The following is a 14,546-nucleotide window of genomic DNA, read 5'->3' on the forward strand; positions in this document are numbered from 1 at the left end:
AGTCTCGGGTGTATCGTTGGGTTTCGTTTCACTCAACCCAACCTACAATGTAAAACATTGCATCTGCAAGTGTAGAAGTGCTGACAAGACGGAGTGCTTTTTTATGCCAAGGAGCATACATTTAGTATGTGACTTAGGCTAAAAAAGCACGACAACGCAGTCAAAGCGAACTACACGCAGCAGATTACATTTGCTCCATGACTTCAATGCCTAACAGATCTAATCCCGTTTCTAATGTTCTTGAAACCAAATTACACAACACTAAACGGCTATCGCGCACGCTTGGCTCTACGCCTTCTTTAAGTACTGGGCAGGCTTCGTAAAATGTCATGTATAAGCTTGCAAGCTCGTATAAGTAACCACATAGTACGTGCGGTGTTGCTTCGCTGATCATTAAATCAAGTACTTCTTCGAGCTGTAGTAGCTTAAGTGCAAGTGCTTTTTCTTGAGGCTCAACAATTGCAACGTCTGAATTTAATGTAGCAGCATCAACGCCTGATTTGCGGAAAATACTGCGTACGCGTGTATAAGCATATTGTAAGTAAGGAGCGGTTGCGCCTTCAAAACTTAGCATGCTGTCCCAGTTAAAAATGTAATCACTGGTACGGTGCTTAGAAAGGTCGGCATATTTAACTGCGCCAATACCTACTTTACGGGCAATTTCGCTGCGATCGCTATCACTTAAATCAGACTCACGTTCAGCTAATTTTGCTGCTGCGCGGTTAATTGACTCTTCTAATAAATCAGCAAGTTTTACTGTGCCACCAGTACGTGTTTTAAATGGTTTATTATCGGCGCCCATCATGGTGCCGAACGGGCAAAACTCGTAGCTTGTTTCGTCTCTTAATAAACCAGCTTTACGCGCTGTTAGCTCTACTTGGTTAAAGTGTAGATTTTGACGTGCATCTACAAAAATTAAGATGCGATCAGCACCTAATTTATTTGAACGGTAGTCACATGCCGCTAAGTCTGTTGTTGCATATAAAAAACCACCGCCAGATTTTTGTACGATAAAGGCTGATGGCTCGCCATCTTTATTAGCTAGCTCATCTAAAAACACCACTTGCGCGCCTTGCGACTCTACGGCAATGTTTTTATCTTTAAGTAGGCTAATAATATCGTTAAGCTCTGCATTGTATGCGCTTTCAGCCATAATATCGGCTTGGGTAAGCGTTACATTTAAACGCTTGTATACTTCTTCAGAGTGTTTAACTGAGGTGGCTATAAATAGTTTCCAAAGTTTTTCACAATGCGCATCGCCGCCTTGTAATTTAACAACGTAGTCACGTGCTTTATCTGCAAAGCCTTCTTCGTCGTCAAAGCGTTTTTTAGCATCGCGGTAAAAAGTTTCTAAATCAGCAAGCGCAACAGTATCTAAGTCAACGCCTTGACTAATTTGATCTTCTAAATGCGCGATTAACATACCAAATTGCGTGCCCCAATCACCCATATGATTTTGACGCACAACCGTATCGCCTCTAAATTCAAGCGCACGTACAATTGAGTCACCAATAATAGTTGAACGTAAATGACCTACGTGCATTTCTTTAGCTAGGTTTGGTGATGAATAATCAACAACTACTTTTTGTGGCTTAGCGTGCTCGTTTACAGCTAGTTTTGCATCATTGTTAGCCGCTTTCACGCTTTGCGCTAAAAACTCAGGCTTTAAATGAATATTAATAAAACCTGGACCCGCAATTTCAGTCTTTTGTGCAATATCGCTTACATCAAGGTTATCAATAATTTTTTGTGCAAGCTCACGCGGGTTGCTTTTCATTTTTTTAGCTGCGCCCATGGCTGCATTAATTTGGTAATCACCAAATTGTGGACGCGTGCTTTGCGTTACTGCCGGGTTTGTATCTTCAGGTAAGCCTGCACCAACCATAGCTGCAATGGCTTTTTCAATTAAAATAGTACGAATATTCATATTTTTTTACCTTTATAAACCCGCCAAAGCAGGTTTTCTTTTAATTCTTGTAAATGAGCTCTAGTTTTCGCGTGTATGGCTAAACGTTACTTCTGGGTAACGCTCGACCGATAAGTTAAGGTTTACACGGCTCGGCGCAATGTAAGTTAAGTTATCACCGCCATCGAGTGCTAAATTGCTTTCGCATTTACGTTTAAATTCTTCAAACTTTTTAACGTCATCACTGCTTACCCAGCGTGCCGTATTTACGTTTACGCCTTCATAAATAGCATCAACGTTATATTCTGCTTTTAAACGTGCTACAACCACATCAAACTGAAGTACGCCTACCGCGCCTACTATTAAGTCGTTATTAATAAGTGGTCTAAATACCTGTACAGCCCCTTCTTCAGAAAGCTGTACTAAGCCTTTTAATAATTGCTTTTGCTTAAGCGGATCGCGAAGGCGAATACGACGAAATAGTTCAGGGGCGAAGTTAGGAATACCACTAAATTTAAGTTTTTCGCCTTGCGTGAACGTATCACCAATTTGAATTGTACCGTGGTTATGCAAGCCAATAATGTCGCCAGCGAAAGCATCTGCGGCACGTTCACGATCGCCCGCCATAAAGGTTACCGCATCAGAAATGCTCACTTGCTTGCCAATTCGCACGTGATTCATTTTCATGCCTTGGCTGTACTTACCCGATACAATACGCATAAATGCAATACGGTCACGGTGTTTAGGGTCCATGTTGGCCTGAATTTTAAATACAAACCCGGTAAAGTTTTCTTCAGTTGCAACAATTAGTCTGTCTTCGGTTTCACGTGGTAATGGCGTTGGCGCCCACTTAGTTAAACCATCTAACACGTGATCAACACCAAAGTTACCAAGTGCGGTACCGTAATAAACTGGCGAAAGCTCACCGGCTAAAAACAGATCTAAATCAAATTCGTTTGATGCACCAATAACAAGCTCAAGCTCATCACGTAACTGCGCAGCTAAGTCTTCACCAATGGCTATATCTAACTCTGGATTATCAAGGCCTTTAATTGTGCGAACATCTTGAATTTTATGACCTTGGCCCGTTTTATATAAAACAGCTTCATCATTATGAATGTGATAAACACCTTTGAACTCTTTACCACAACCAATTGGCCAAGTAATGGGTGCACAGGCAATATTTAGCTCTGTTTCAACTTCGTCCAGCACTTCCATTGGGTCGCGAATATCACGGTCACATTTGTTCATAAATGTAACAATAGGTGTGGTACGCAGGCGTGTAACTTCCATTAGCTTACGGGTACGGTCTTCTACACCTTTAGCCGCATCAATAACCATTAAGCACGAATCTACTGCTGTTAATGTACGGTACGTATCTTCAGAGAAATCTTCGTGTCCTGGCGTATCAAGTAAATTAACAAGTGCGTCGTTATATGGAAATTGCATTACAGACGTAGTAACTGATATACCACGCTCTTTTTCCATTTCCATCCAGTCAGATTTAGCATGCTGGTTAGAGCCGCGACCTTTTACAGTACCAGCTCTTTGAATAGCTTGTCCGAATAACAATACTTTTTCGGTAATCGTTGTTTTACCAGCATCCGGGTGAGAGATGATAGCAAAGGTCCTTCGCTTGCTGATTTCATTGATAATAGTCTGGTCTGCCATTGATAAATTCTTTTAGTTTATATGCGGGGTTGAATGCATTTTAATAAGCGTCTGCGAGTAAACCCGTTATGTTGATCGTAATTAACTACTATTCTCGCTGATTTTCACGTTGCAAACAGCTGATAATAAAGCGTCAATAGTTGATTTTTTAATAATGGCAATTGTAACAGGAGTCGGTATAAAAGTGTGCTATCTACTTAAAAATATCTTAGCTTTAAAATAAATGTGTACAGCGAGCGATATTTAAACGACCTACAATTTAGTCGTAGATCGTTTAAATAAAAATGAGTAGTTACTTAACAACATCAATAGTAGGTACAACCGACATTCCAACACGTAGTTGACTAAGTAAAGGCTGCTTAGCATCTAAACTAATCTTTACCGGTAGGCGCTGCGCTATTTTAGTAAAGTTGCCTGTTGCATTATGCTCACCAATAGTGGAGTAACTTGCTGGATTTAGACTGTCAACGTGTCCTTTTAATGTCACGCCTGGCAATGCATCAACTTTAGTTATTGACTTTAAAAGATGTAAAACTATGTAAGTTTTTAAACACTGAATTAATATTATATCCATGTAACTTGTTAAATTTAAATAACTTAAACATAAAAAAAAGAGCTAAAGATCATGCAACTAATGATTGTAATTTAGCCACCAAGACCGCTATAAGCTTGTGTAATCAGGTCGTAACGCATATTATTGGCAGATTGCATGGAGGATAAGTCGTTTGGTCATGAAAACCAGTAAGTTAAGTATAAGATTATTATGGTATATAACACCTCTTGTTATTCTGCCACTGCTATTTTTAGGTGGCTTTACGCTCACCAATGTCACTAATTCAACACAAAAACAAGCTGATTTAATAATGAGCCGTTTTGTTGAGCAACAACAGCAAAAAATATTCAACTATATTGACTCTTTTCACTCTACTGCAAAACTACTTTCAAATTCGCCAGTACTTAGTGACTTTTTAGCAAACGATATTAGCGCCAACGGTAATTACACCCGAAAACTTGGCGCGCTTATGGATGTATTTGCCAGTTACAGCGAAGCTTATCCAGATATAATTAGCATTAATTTAGTTTCAGCAAGTGGGAAAAGTGATGCCTACTACTCTAATAACCTAACAACAGCGCCTAAAAGCTATCCATTTTTTAATCGAGTATTGCAAAGTAATTTAAGTACACAGCAATTTATGATTCAAAAGGACGATGGCACCACGAGCTTATATTTCATTCAACGAATTGACAGCGTTGATTACTACTTGAAACGTCCACAGCAGCTTGGTTTTATTGTAATACATATTGAGCCTTCAATACTCAACTCCAGTATTTTAGAAGCGCCATATAACAACACACTTAATTTAATGTTGACCAAAGACGGGAAAATTTTATTTAGCTCCGACTACAACATGCGCGGCCAATACATAAGCGAATATGAACTTAACCAAGTACATGATCTTGCCGATATAGGCATGCTTTCTACCATTGAACTCTCAAGCATAGATAAAATAGAGCGAATGATTTTTGCCGTACAAATGCCCGGTGGATATTATTACGTTTCAACCATTCCCAAAGGTGTGCTTTATCAATCTGGTAAAGCCATAAGCCTAATAACAGGCTTAATTGTTATTATTTCGATAATCACCCTGCCAATATTAATTTTTATAGTGGTACGTAATTTACTACTTAATCCAATTGAATTACTGGGTGCTGCAAGCCACCGTGTTGGTGATGGCGATTTGTCGGTGCACTTACCAGCTCATACAAATGACGAAGTGGGTGTTTTGTTTAACGACTTTAACCACATGGTTAATCAAATTAGACACTACCAGCAGCAGCTTGAAGAATATAAACACCACCTTGAAGATAAAGTAGAAAGTCGTACTAAAGCACTTGAAGCCATGAACAGCCAACTAGAGCTTGCAATTGGCCAAGCCGAGCAAGCTAATCAGCTTAAAAGTCGTTTTTTAGCTAATATGAGTCACGAAATACGAACGCCACTTACGGCTATTATGGGCTTTACAGAGCAATTACTCCACAACGACAAAGTAGCCAACGACAAACAACATCTAAGCACTATTTTACGTAATTCAAAACACTTACTAGAGTTAATAAATAATATACTCGACTTATCTAAAATTGAAGCTGAAAAGCTAGCTGTCGATTTGTCTGCGTTAAACGTAGTGCAGCTTGTGCATGACATTGAATCAATTATTCAACCACTGGCACAAGAAAAACAATTAACCCTTAATATTGATTACCAACTGCCGCTACCTCGCACCATTTATAGTGATGTGACCCGCTTAAAACAAATACTTATAAATATTGCAAATAACGCTGTTAAATTTACCGAAAATGGCAGTGTGTCTATTTGCGTGCATTATTTACAAGCAAGTCAAAAGCTAGAATTTGTAATTAAAGATACCGGCATTGGTATGTCTGAGCATCAAATAGAGCGTGTGTTTAAACCGTTTGAGCAAGCCGATGCCACAACCACACGTCGTTTTGGTGGTACAGGCCTTGGGTTGTGTATTTCTAAAAATTTAGCACTGTTACTTGGTGGCGATGTAACGCTTGAAAGTGAAGTTGGCGTTGGTAGCCGCTTTACAATTAGGGTGTCGTGTCAGTTATCTGATGATCAACCAATGCTTGAGTTTTTAACGCAAGAAAGCCAGTTAATACCAGAGAAAGACCCTCTCTTATCGTTTGCGACCAATAACTTTGAGGCTAATATTTTAGTCGCTGAGGATAACCCTGATAACCAACTATTAATTAAATTATTACTGCAAACTTGGGGCCTTGAACCCGATATTGCTAGTAATGGCGCACAAGCTGTAGAAATGGCACTCGTTAATGACTATCAGCTTATTATAATGGATATGCAAATGCCTGTAATGGGCGGATTAGAAGCGACTAAAATGCTTCGTCATGCAGCATACGATGGCCCCATTATTGCCCTTACTGCTAATGTAATGAACCACGATATAGGCACTTACCTAGAAGCTGGCTGCAACAAAGCACTCGCTAAACCCATTGATAAAGATGCTCTGGAAAATGTACTCGTAAGCTACCTACATCTTGAAAAGGATAATCAAAATAAGTGGGACAGCTTATTAAAAAGCGAAAAGTTTCAGCAAATTACTGATAACTATTTAGCCAACTTACCTACTTATTTAGAAGAAGTTAAAACTCTGCAACATTGTAATGACTGGGAAGCATTAAGAAGTATAGCGCACAGTATTAAAGGTAGTTCTGGGTGCTTTAATTTTGATGAAATTTATCACAGCGCTGCGGCACTTGAAGAAAATTTAAAAAGTAACAATAAAGTGCCAAGAGACGAGCTGGTAAATAAATTAATAGCAGCCATTGAGCAAGCAATTAGTGGCAAAGTAACCTAAAAGAAAACTTACAAAATAGTACAAGTTCGGTGCGTTAGTGCTCTATGCTTAAAACGCTAACCACCGACTTTAATTATGAAAAGTTTAAACCTAATGCCATGCCCATTAAAATAGCGTCTTCAAAGCCATTTTTGGCCGGATTATCACTTGGATAGTAGTTTTTACGCACTGACATCTCTGTAAAGCCAGCGTTCTCGTATAGCGCAATAGCCCGCGTATTAGATTCGCGTACTTCTAAAAAGAGGTTTTCAGCATTTTGCTGTTCACCATATTCAATAAACTGAGCTAACAACTGCCTTGCAATACCCTTACCCTGGTGGCTTGGTGTTACACAAATATCCATAAGCGTAAAATCAGGCCCTGCTTTTTCACCAATATAAAAACCAATCATGCTCACCTCATCAAATGCGGCAACATTAAAATAGCGCCCGCCTATACATGAACTCATTGTATTTAAAGTCCACGGATGGCTATGACATGCTGTTTCGATGGCCATTAATTGAGGTATTGCAGTTTCATCTACTGATTTAAAGTTTATCAAGGTGTTCACTCATTAAAGCCCATAAAGCACGCTTCTCATAGGCGTTAAGCTGTGGGGTTGGCAATGTAAGCTGATTATCGTTTAATTGCATCTCACTACCCTGTACAACGCTATTTATAATAATAGCCCCTGCACTGAGCTTAATGTCTGCAAATAGTTGCTCATTTATCGTTAAAGAACTAGCTGTCGTGCTTTGCGATAAAGTATCTGCTTGGTCATTTGCTTGAGAACAATAATGCTGATTGAGTTCAAGATTTTCTATATCAAAAATAGCTGCGTAACGTGGGTGCATAACAACTCAGTAGATTAGACATTTGAACAATATAAGAAGTAATAAAAACGATGTAAAGAAGAAATGGCAGGGGCGGAGAGATTCGAACTCCCAACCATCGGTTTTGGAGACCGCTGTTCTACCAATTGGAACTACGCCCCTGCAATGACGACGAATTATAGAGAAGTTTCGCCAAAGGTAAAGAGAAAAATCACTCTTTTAGTTCAACTGCTTTTTAAATAAACAAAACGGCGAATTAGCATGCTAATTCGCCGTTTTTTAATCACTTAAAATTAGTTAATTAAAACTAAAATTAATTATTCCCATTCGATAGTTGCAGGTGGTTTACCTGAAATATCGTAAACTACACGAGAAATACCATCTATTTCGTTAATGATACGGTTTGAAACCACACCTAAAAACTCATATGGTAAATGTGACCAGCGTGCTGTCATAAAGTCGATTGTTTCTACACAACGAAGTGATACAACCCAATCGTACTTACGTGCATCGCCCATAACCCCTACCGATTTAACTGGTAAGAATACAGTAAACGCTTGGCTTACTTTATGATAAAGCTCAGCTTTGTGTAGCTCTTCGATGAAAATCGCATCTGCGCGGCGTAGTAAATCACAGTACTCTTTTTTGATTTCGCCAAGTACACGCACACCTAAACCTGGTCCAGGGAAAGGATGACGGTAAAGCATGTCGTACGGTAAACCAAGTTCTAGACCAATTTTACGCACTTCATCTTTGAATAATTCACGCAATGGCTCAACAAGGCCCATTTTCATGTCATCTGGTAATCCGCCCACATTGTGGTGAGATTTAATAACATGCGCTTTACCTGTGGCAGATGCCGCAGATTCAATAACGTCAGGATAAATTGTACCTTGCGCTAACCATTTCGCATTTTTAAGCTTTTTGGCTTGCTCATCAAATACATTAATAAACGTGTGACCAATGGCTTTACGTTTATCTTCTGGGTCTGACTTACCAGCTAAATCATTTAAAAACTGCTCTTCAGCTTCAACTTTAACAATGTTTAAGCCAAATTTATTACCAAACATGTCCATAACTTGCTGACCTTCGTTTAAACGAAGTAAACCATTATCAACAAATACACATGTTAGCTTTGCGCCAATTGCACGGTGAATAAGCATAGCCACAACTGATGAATCAACACCACCAGATAGACCTAAAATGACTTCGTCATCACCTACAGTTTCTTTAATACGCTCAATAGCATCATCGATGATTTTTGCAGGAGTCCATAATTTTTCACAGCCACAAATATCAATAGCGAAACGCTCAAGCAAACGTAACCCTTGATGAGTATGCGTTACTTCTGGGTGAAATTGTACGCCGTAAAAACGCTTTTCTTCGTTAGACATTGCAGCATGTGGACAAGTAGATGTTTTAGCTGTTGTTGTAAAATCAGCTGGAATGTCCATTACTTTATCGCCATGACTCATCCATACGTCAAGTATGCCGTTGCCGCCATCAGTAATATGGTCTTCAATTGCATCAAATAATGCACAGCTGCCTACTTTTTCAACTTGTGCGTAGCCAAACTCTTTTTTATCAGAGCTGTGTACACTTCCACCAAGTTGAGCTGCCATTGTTTGCATACCGTAGCAAATACCTAGCACAGGCACGCCTGCATTAAATACATACTCAGGAGCGCGCGGGCTGTTTTCAAGTGTTGTTGATTCTGGACCACCAGAAAGAATAATACCTTGTGGGTTGAACTCGCGGATTTGCTCTTCAGTCACATCCCATGCCCAAAGTTCACAGTAAACACCAATTTCACGCACACGACGGGCGATTAATTGAGTGTATTGTGAACCAAAGTCTAAAATGAGAATTCGTGAATCGTGAATATCTTTGCTCATGGAGTATCTCGTAAAGTCTGATGCTAAATGCCGTTTGTTAATGTAAACGACTAAAAAGAGGGCTTGCAAAGCAAGCCCAGTATATTAAATTAATTACGCTGCTTAACCTAAGCGGTAATTTGGTGCTTCTTTAGTGATTTGCACATCATGAACATGCGACTCACCCATACCTGCTGAAGTAACACGTACAAATTGTGGTTTTGTATTTAGCTCTTCAATTGTTGCACAACCCGTTAAGCCCATAGCACTACGTAAGCCACCTACTTGCTGATGAATAATCGTTGCAATAGGACCTTTGTAAGCTACGCGACCTTCAATACCTTCAGGTACTAACTTGTCTGCTTCGTTTGATTTTTGGAAGTAACGATCTGATGAACCTTCTTTTTGATCCATCGCGCCCAATGAGCCCATACCACGGTAAGATTTGTAATAACGGCCTTGGTACAATTCAACTTCACCTGGTGCTTCTTCTGTACCAGCAAGAAGAGAACCCACCATTACACACGATGCACCAGCAACAAGTGCTTTAACAATATCACCAGAAAAACGAATGCCACCATCAGCAATAACAGGAATGTCGCGACCTTTTAAGCCTTCAACAGCATCTGAAATAGCGGTAATTTGTGGAACGCCACAACCGGTAACAATACGTGTAGTACAGATAGAACCAGGGCCGATACCTACTTTAACTGCATCGGCACCGGCATCAGCTAGTGCAATCGCACCTTCAGCTGTTGCAATGTTACCTGCAATAATTTGTAAGTCTGGGTACTCTTTGCGAGTTTTAGTAACACGGTCAATAACGCCTTGAGAGTGACCATGCGATGTATCGATAAGTAAAACATCAATACCCGCTTCTACTAATGCAGCAATACGCTCATCAGTACCTGCGCCAACACTTACAGCAGCACCTACACGTAAACGACCTTGGTCATCTTTACATGCGTCAGGTTTGTCTTGGGCTTTTTGGTAATCTTTTACTGTGATCATGCCTTTGAGTTTAAATTCATCATCAACAACAAGGATTTTTTCAATGCGGTGTTCGTGCATTAAGCCTAAAATTTCTTCGCGTGCTGCGCCCTCTTTAACGGTAACAAGCTTTTCTTTTTTGGTCATAACGGTAGAAACAGGCTGTTCAAGCTTAGTTTCAAAACGCATATCACGACTAGTAACAATGCCTACAAGCACATTATTGCTGTCGGTAACCGGAAAGCCTGAAAAACCTTTTTCGTGCGAAAGCTCAATTGCATCTGCAATTGTTAAATCGGCAGTGACCGTTACAGGGTATGAAACAATACCTGCTTCGTAGGTTTTAACTTTACGTACGTTTTTCGCTTGTTCTTCAATAGTCATGTTTTTATGAATAAAACCAAGACCACCTTCTTGCGCAAGGGCAATAGCTAAACGAGCTTCTGTAACAGTATCCATAGATGCTGAAATAAGCGGCAAGTTAAGTTTGATACCACGCGTTAAGCGAGTTGAAATATTTGCCGTGTGTGGCAAAACAGTAGAATGACCAGGTACTAAAAGTACGTCATCAAAGGTAAGAGCTTCTTTAGCGATTCTAAGCATTTTGGCAACTTCTCACATGTGGATCTAAGATAAGGAATTGCGGCCAAATTTTAACAGCGTTGTTGGCATGAGTAAATAATATTTCGCAAATATTTATGATAATATAGGGTCTATTAGCCTTTCAAGGTTAAATTTGCAGCAGTTTGTTAGGTATTTAGGCAAGGCAGAGCCTATGCAGTGTGGTTATTCCCCATAAATAGGCGATAACGTAGCATCAATTCCAAACAAGCGCTGCCCAAAGGGTTCAGCCTAGGGGCGATTAACTCTTTGTTACTCGGTTTTTACTTAGCCCACTAGGTTACAAACCTCGCGCCGCGATTAAATCGCCCCTAGTTTGAACAAATTTTAATCTACAAAGGTCAATAGACCCTTGCTTTATAAATAGTTTTAGGTTGTTTTTTATGTTTTCGAAGCCTTCGCAGGCGGTTTACACCGTTTCACGCCTTAATAGAGAAATTCGCACAATTCTTGAGCAAGGTTTTGCATCTTTAGTGCTCACGGGCGAAATTTCTAACTTTATTACCCCTGCATCTGGACATTGGTACTTTTCGTTAAAAGACGATAAAGCACAAATTAAAGCCGCTATGTGGCGTGGGAATAATCGCAACCAAAGCTATCGCCCTGCAAATGGCGCGCAAGTTACAGTAAAAGCGCGTGTATCACTTTATGAACCTCGCGGTGACTACCAGCTTATTGTTGAGCATATGGAACCGGCCGGCGAAGGTCAGCTAAAACAAGAATTCGATGCACTTAAAATGCGTTTGGCCGCCGAAGGATTATTTAGCTCTGCGTATAAAAAACCACTTCCGCAAAACATTAATCGTATTGGTGTTATTACCTCTGCAACCGGCGCTGCTATAAAAGATATTTTAACGGTACTTAAACGCCGTGCGCCGCAGCTAGAGGTAATCATTTACCCTGCTATGGTACAAGGCAAAGAAGCACACCTACATTTAATTAATCAAATTGAATTAGCTAATGCTCGTGATGAAGTAGACGTACTTATTTTAGGACGAGGCGGCGGATCACTTGAAGATTTATGGTGCTTTAATCACGAACAGCTCGCACGGGCTATTTTTGAAAGTGAATTACCTATAGTAAGTGCAGTAGGCCATGAAATAGATACAACCATTAGCGATTACGTTGCTGATGTTCGTGCAGCAACTCCATCAGCCGCAGCTGAGCTTGTAAGCCCAAATACGCAAGAGTTACACAACAAAGTAACGCAATTGGTTAATCGTTTATCTAACGCGTTTAAGCACGACATTGCCGATAAACGCGCTCTAGCAACGCAGTTACAACACCGCCTTAATTTGTGTCATCCGCGTAGTCAGCTTAGTCAAAAATCACAACGTTTGGATGAGCTAAGCATTGCGCTGCAACAAGCTATGCGTAATCGTTTATATCAGCAAGAACGCACACTCAATAACTTAACGCCTCGTTTGATGCGCCAATCACCTGATAAAAAACTCGCTTCAGCAAGCCATCAACTCTCGCAATTACAAGCTAGGCTAAACCAAGCTATACAGCATCAGTTACAACAAGCGAATAATAGCTTAGCACTGCAAGCAAGCAGGTTAGACTCGGTAAGTCCGCTTAATGTTTTAGCGCGCGGTTATAGCATCACTAAAACACAGCAAGGAAAAGTAGTTAAATCTGTGGGGCAAATTAAAACAGGCGATGTTTTAGTTACAGAGTTAGTCGATGGCTCTATAGAATCACAAATTATTTAAAGCTCTGTACTTAGCAACATTTTAAGTTCGCTATCGCTCGATGTGGAGGTAGTGCTTTTAAATTGTTGCCAAAACTCTTGTTCCATCAACTTATCGTTTAGCTCTCGCCATTGAGCATTACCAAATGTGTCGTTATCAATAGGGGCGGCAAGTTCAAATTCACATACTGTTTTTTTACATTTTGCACTAACAACGTCAGGAATAATTGATAAATCAGCTGTTAATAAAAAATCTTGTAATGCCATTTCAGTACGATAAGCCCATTCTTCATCGCGCGTTTGATTTTCAAATTTATCACGTAAAATCTGCTCAAAATCTGAAGGGCCCCTCATTTTCTTTAAAACACTTTTGAGCGCCGCTTTCTGTTCGGCGAGTTGCTGCTTAAGCTGAGTTACTTGCTCTTCTAAAGGTAGTTCATCAAGCATTTGGGTTTCTGAATTGGTTGTAGGCGAGACTTCAGCGGGCTCTATACTAGCGACTTGCTCAGGTGCTGAACCTGTATTACTCAATACCTCATTACTTTGTTGTTCAGTATGAAGCTTTTTCTGTTTTTCATAACTTGGCTGCGACTTAACAGATTCCGGATAACTTGAAGCTGCATTAAAGTAGCTCCAAGTTAAACCTACACCCGCAATAAACCCAATCCCTAGAGCCAATAAACTATTCTTGTTCATGTTAATTCCTTTTAAGTTTTATTATTTTTAGTTACTTATAACATTGCACTCGTGTGCGATTCGTTTTCAGGCTCAGGATTTGCTAAAAAATTTTGGTTCATACTTTGCGCCGGACACTCACAATCCGGTCGACCAATAATTTTAGCGGGTACGCCAACAGCGGTTGTGTGTGGTGGAACATTGCTAAGTACAACTGAGCCCGCACCAATTCGTGCGCCCTCACCTACTTCAATATTACCAAGTACTTTAGCACCCGCGCCAATTAATACGCCTGCTCTAATTTTAGGATGACGATCGCCCTGCTCATTGCCTGTACCGCCAAGCGTTACAGATTGCAAAATTGATACGTTATCTTCAATTACCGCTGTTTCACCAATAACAATACCGGTTGCGTGGTCAAACATAATGCCTTTACCCACTTTACATGCTGGGTGAATATCGACCCCAAACACTTCAGAATTACGGCTTTGAATAAAGCGCGCTAGCTCTTTGCGATTTTGTTGCCACAAACAATTAGCCAAACGGTGCGCCTGAATAGCATGAAAACCTTTTAGATTTAATATAACCGTAAGATAGGTTTCTGATGCAGGGTCGCGGTCTTTTACCGCTTTAATATCCTCAGCAACAAAAGATAGCATACGGTCACATTTTACAAATGCTTGGTCAAACAGCTCTCGGATAGTGAATGCAGATACCACCGCATCAGCCAACTTATTAGCAACAATAAAGCTCAATGCCGAACCTAAACAATCATGATTTAAAACACATGAATAAACATGACTTGCTAATAATGGTTCACGTTTTACTACATCGTTAGCTTCGTCGCGAAGCTGTTGCCAAATTGCATGACGCATAATACTGCACTGCCTTAAGTTGATATAAAAT

At 40.1% G+C, this 14,546-nt stretch carries 11 protein-coding genes and 1 tRNA gene; 2 read left to right on the top strand and 10 right to left on the bottom strand.

Annotation, left to right across the window (positions count from 1 at the left end; genetic code table 11):
- Positions 1–184 precede the first annotated feature (184 nt).
- The 3 genes from argS to H5126_RS06205 form a co-directional block, all read right to left on the bottom strand.
- Positions 185–1,927, bottom strand: a complete 1,743-nt coding sequence (argS, locus tag H5126_RS06195) for an arginine--tRNA ligase (protein WP_002958775.1) — start codon at positions 1,925–1,927, stop codon at positions 185–187.
- Positions 1,928–1,987: 60 nt separating this feature from the next.
- On the bottom strand, positions 1,988–3,577 hold the full coding sequence (prfC, locus tag H5126_RS06200) for a peptide chain release factor 3 (protein WP_002958776.1): 1,590 nt from the start codon (positions 3,575–3,577) through the stop codon (positions 1,988–1,990).
- Positions 3,578–3,869: 292 nt separating this feature from the next.
- Positions 3,870–4,151 carry a multidrug transporter gene (locus H5126_RS06205; RefSeq protein WP_259414007.1) on the bottom strand — a complete coding sequence of 94 codons (282 nt, stop codon included), beginning with the start codon at positions 4,149–4,151 and terminating at the stop codon, positions 3,870–3,872.
- Positions 4,152–4,308: 157 nt separating this feature from the next.
- Here H5126_RS06205 and H5126_RS06210 point away from each other — a divergent pair, with 157 nt between their 5' ends.
- Positions 4,309–6,975, top strand: a complete 2,667-nt coding sequence (locus H5126_RS06210; RefSeq protein WP_024596082.1) for an ATP-binding protein — start codon at positions 4,309–4,311, stop codon at positions 6,973–6,975.
- Positions 6,976–7,048: 73 nt separating this feature from the next.
- Here H5126_RS06210 and rimI read toward each other — a convergent pair whose 3' ends face one another.
- The 5 genes from rimI to guaB form a co-directional block, all read right to left on the bottom strand.
- Positions 7,049–7,516, bottom strand: coding sequence for a ribosomal protein S18-alanine N-acetyltransferase (rimI, locus tag H5126_RS06215; protein WP_002958780.1), 468 nt, complete (start codon positions 7,514–7,516; stop codon positions 7,049–7,051).
- On the bottom strand, positions 7,503–7,808 hold the full coding sequence (locus H5126_RS06220; RefSeq protein WP_182721389.1) for a hypothetical protein: 306 nt from the start codon (positions 7,806–7,808) through the stop codon (positions 7,503–7,505). Before H5126_RS06220 ends, rimI begins: the two co-directional genes overlap by 14 nt.
- A 64-nt stretch (positions 7,809–7,872) precedes the next feature.
- Positions 7,873–7,949 (bottom strand) — tRNA-Trp (locus tag H5126_RS06225).
- A 155-nt stretch (positions 7,950–8,104) separates the two neighbouring features.
- A complete protein-coding gene (guaA, locus tag H5126_RS06230; protein ID WP_002958782.1) occupies positions 8,105–9,682 on the bottom strand; it encodes a glutamine-hydrolyzing GMP synthase in 1,578 nt (525 codons plus the stop codon).
- 102 nt (positions 9,683–9,784) lie between these two features.
- Positions 9,785–11,254 (bottom strand): IMP dehydrogenase, encoded by a 1,470-nt coding sequence (guaB, locus tag H5126_RS06235; protein ID WP_002958783.1) that lies wholly within the window; start codon positions 11,252–11,254, stop codon positions 9,785–9,787.
- Positions 11,255–11,655: 401 nt separating this feature from the next.
- Between guaB and xseA the strand changes: the two genes are divergently transcribed.
- The gene (xseA, locus tag H5126_RS06240; protein WP_182695719.1) at positions 11,656–12,987 is read left to right on the top strand and encodes an exodeoxyribonuclease VII large subunit; all 1,332 of its coding nucleotides are present in this window, start codon (positions 11,656–11,658) and stop codon (positions 12,985–12,987) included.
- On the opposite strand, the gene H5126_RS06245 is transcribed toward xseA, so the two are convergent.
- Complete coding sequence (locus tag H5126_RS06245; protein WP_182721416.1) at positions 12,984–13,661, bottom strand: hypothetical protein; 678 nt, start codon at positions 13,659–13,661, stop codon at positions 12,984–12,986. The genes xseA and H5126_RS06245 overlap by 4 nt on opposite strands.
- A gap of 35 nt (positions 13,662–13,696) precedes the next feature.
- Positions 13,697–14,515 (bottom strand): serine O-acetyltransferase, encoded by an 819-nt coding sequence (cysE, locus tag H5126_RS06250; protein ID WP_002958786.1) that lies wholly within the window; start codon positions 14,513–14,515, stop codon positions 13,697–13,699.
- Between the last annotated feature and the right edge of the window lie 31 nt (positions 14,516–14,546).

This window comes from Pseudoalteromonas sp. SG45-3, from assembly GCF_014164075.1.
Lineage (GTDB): Bacteria > Pseudomonadota > Gammaproteobacteria > Enterobacterales > Alteromonadaceae > Pseudoalteromonas > Pseudoalteromonas distincta.

What these genes read in the sequence shown, in the direction of transcription:
- H5126_RS06210 (WP_024596082.1), top strand. Translation starts at nt 4,309, where the DNA reads ATGAAAACCAGTAAGTTAAGTATAAGATTATTATGGTATATAACACCT.
- guaB (WP_002958783.1), bottom strand. Translation starts at nt 11,254, where the DNA reads ATGCTTAGAATCGCTAAAGAAGCTCTTACCTTTGATGACGTACTTTTA.
- guaA (WP_002958782.1), bottom strand. Translation starts at nt 9,682, where the DNA reads ATGAGCAAAGATATTCACGATTCACGAATTCTCATTTTAGACTTTGGT.
- H5126_RS06220 (WP_182721389.1), bottom strand. Translation starts at nt 7,808, where the DNA reads ATGCACCCACGTTACGCAGCTATTTTTGATATAGAAAATCTTGAACTC.
- H5126_RS06205 (WP_259414007.1), bottom strand. Translation starts at nt 4,151, where the DNA reads ATGGATATAATATTAATTCAGTGTTTAAAAACTTACATAGTTTTACAT.
- prfC (WP_002958776.1), bottom strand. Translation starts at nt 3,577, where the DNA reads ATGGCAGACCAGACTATTATCAATGAAATCAGCAAGCGAAGGACCTTT.
- argS (WP_002958775.1), bottom strand. Translation starts at nt 1,927, where the DNA reads ATGAATATTCGTACTATTTTAATTGAAAAAGCCATTGCAGCTATGGTT.
- xseA (WP_182695719.1), top strand. Translation starts at nt 11,656, where the DNA reads ATGTTTTCGAAGCCTTCGCAGGCGGTTTACACCGTTTCACGCCTTAAT.
- cysE (WP_002958786.1), bottom strand. Translation starts at nt 14,515, where the DNA reads ATGCGTCATGCAATTTGGCAACAGCTTCGCGACGAAGCTAACGATGTA.
- H5126_RS06245 (WP_182721416.1), bottom strand. Translation starts at nt 13,661, where the DNA reads ATGAACAAGAATAGTTTATTGGCTCTAGGGATTGGGTTTATTGCGGGT.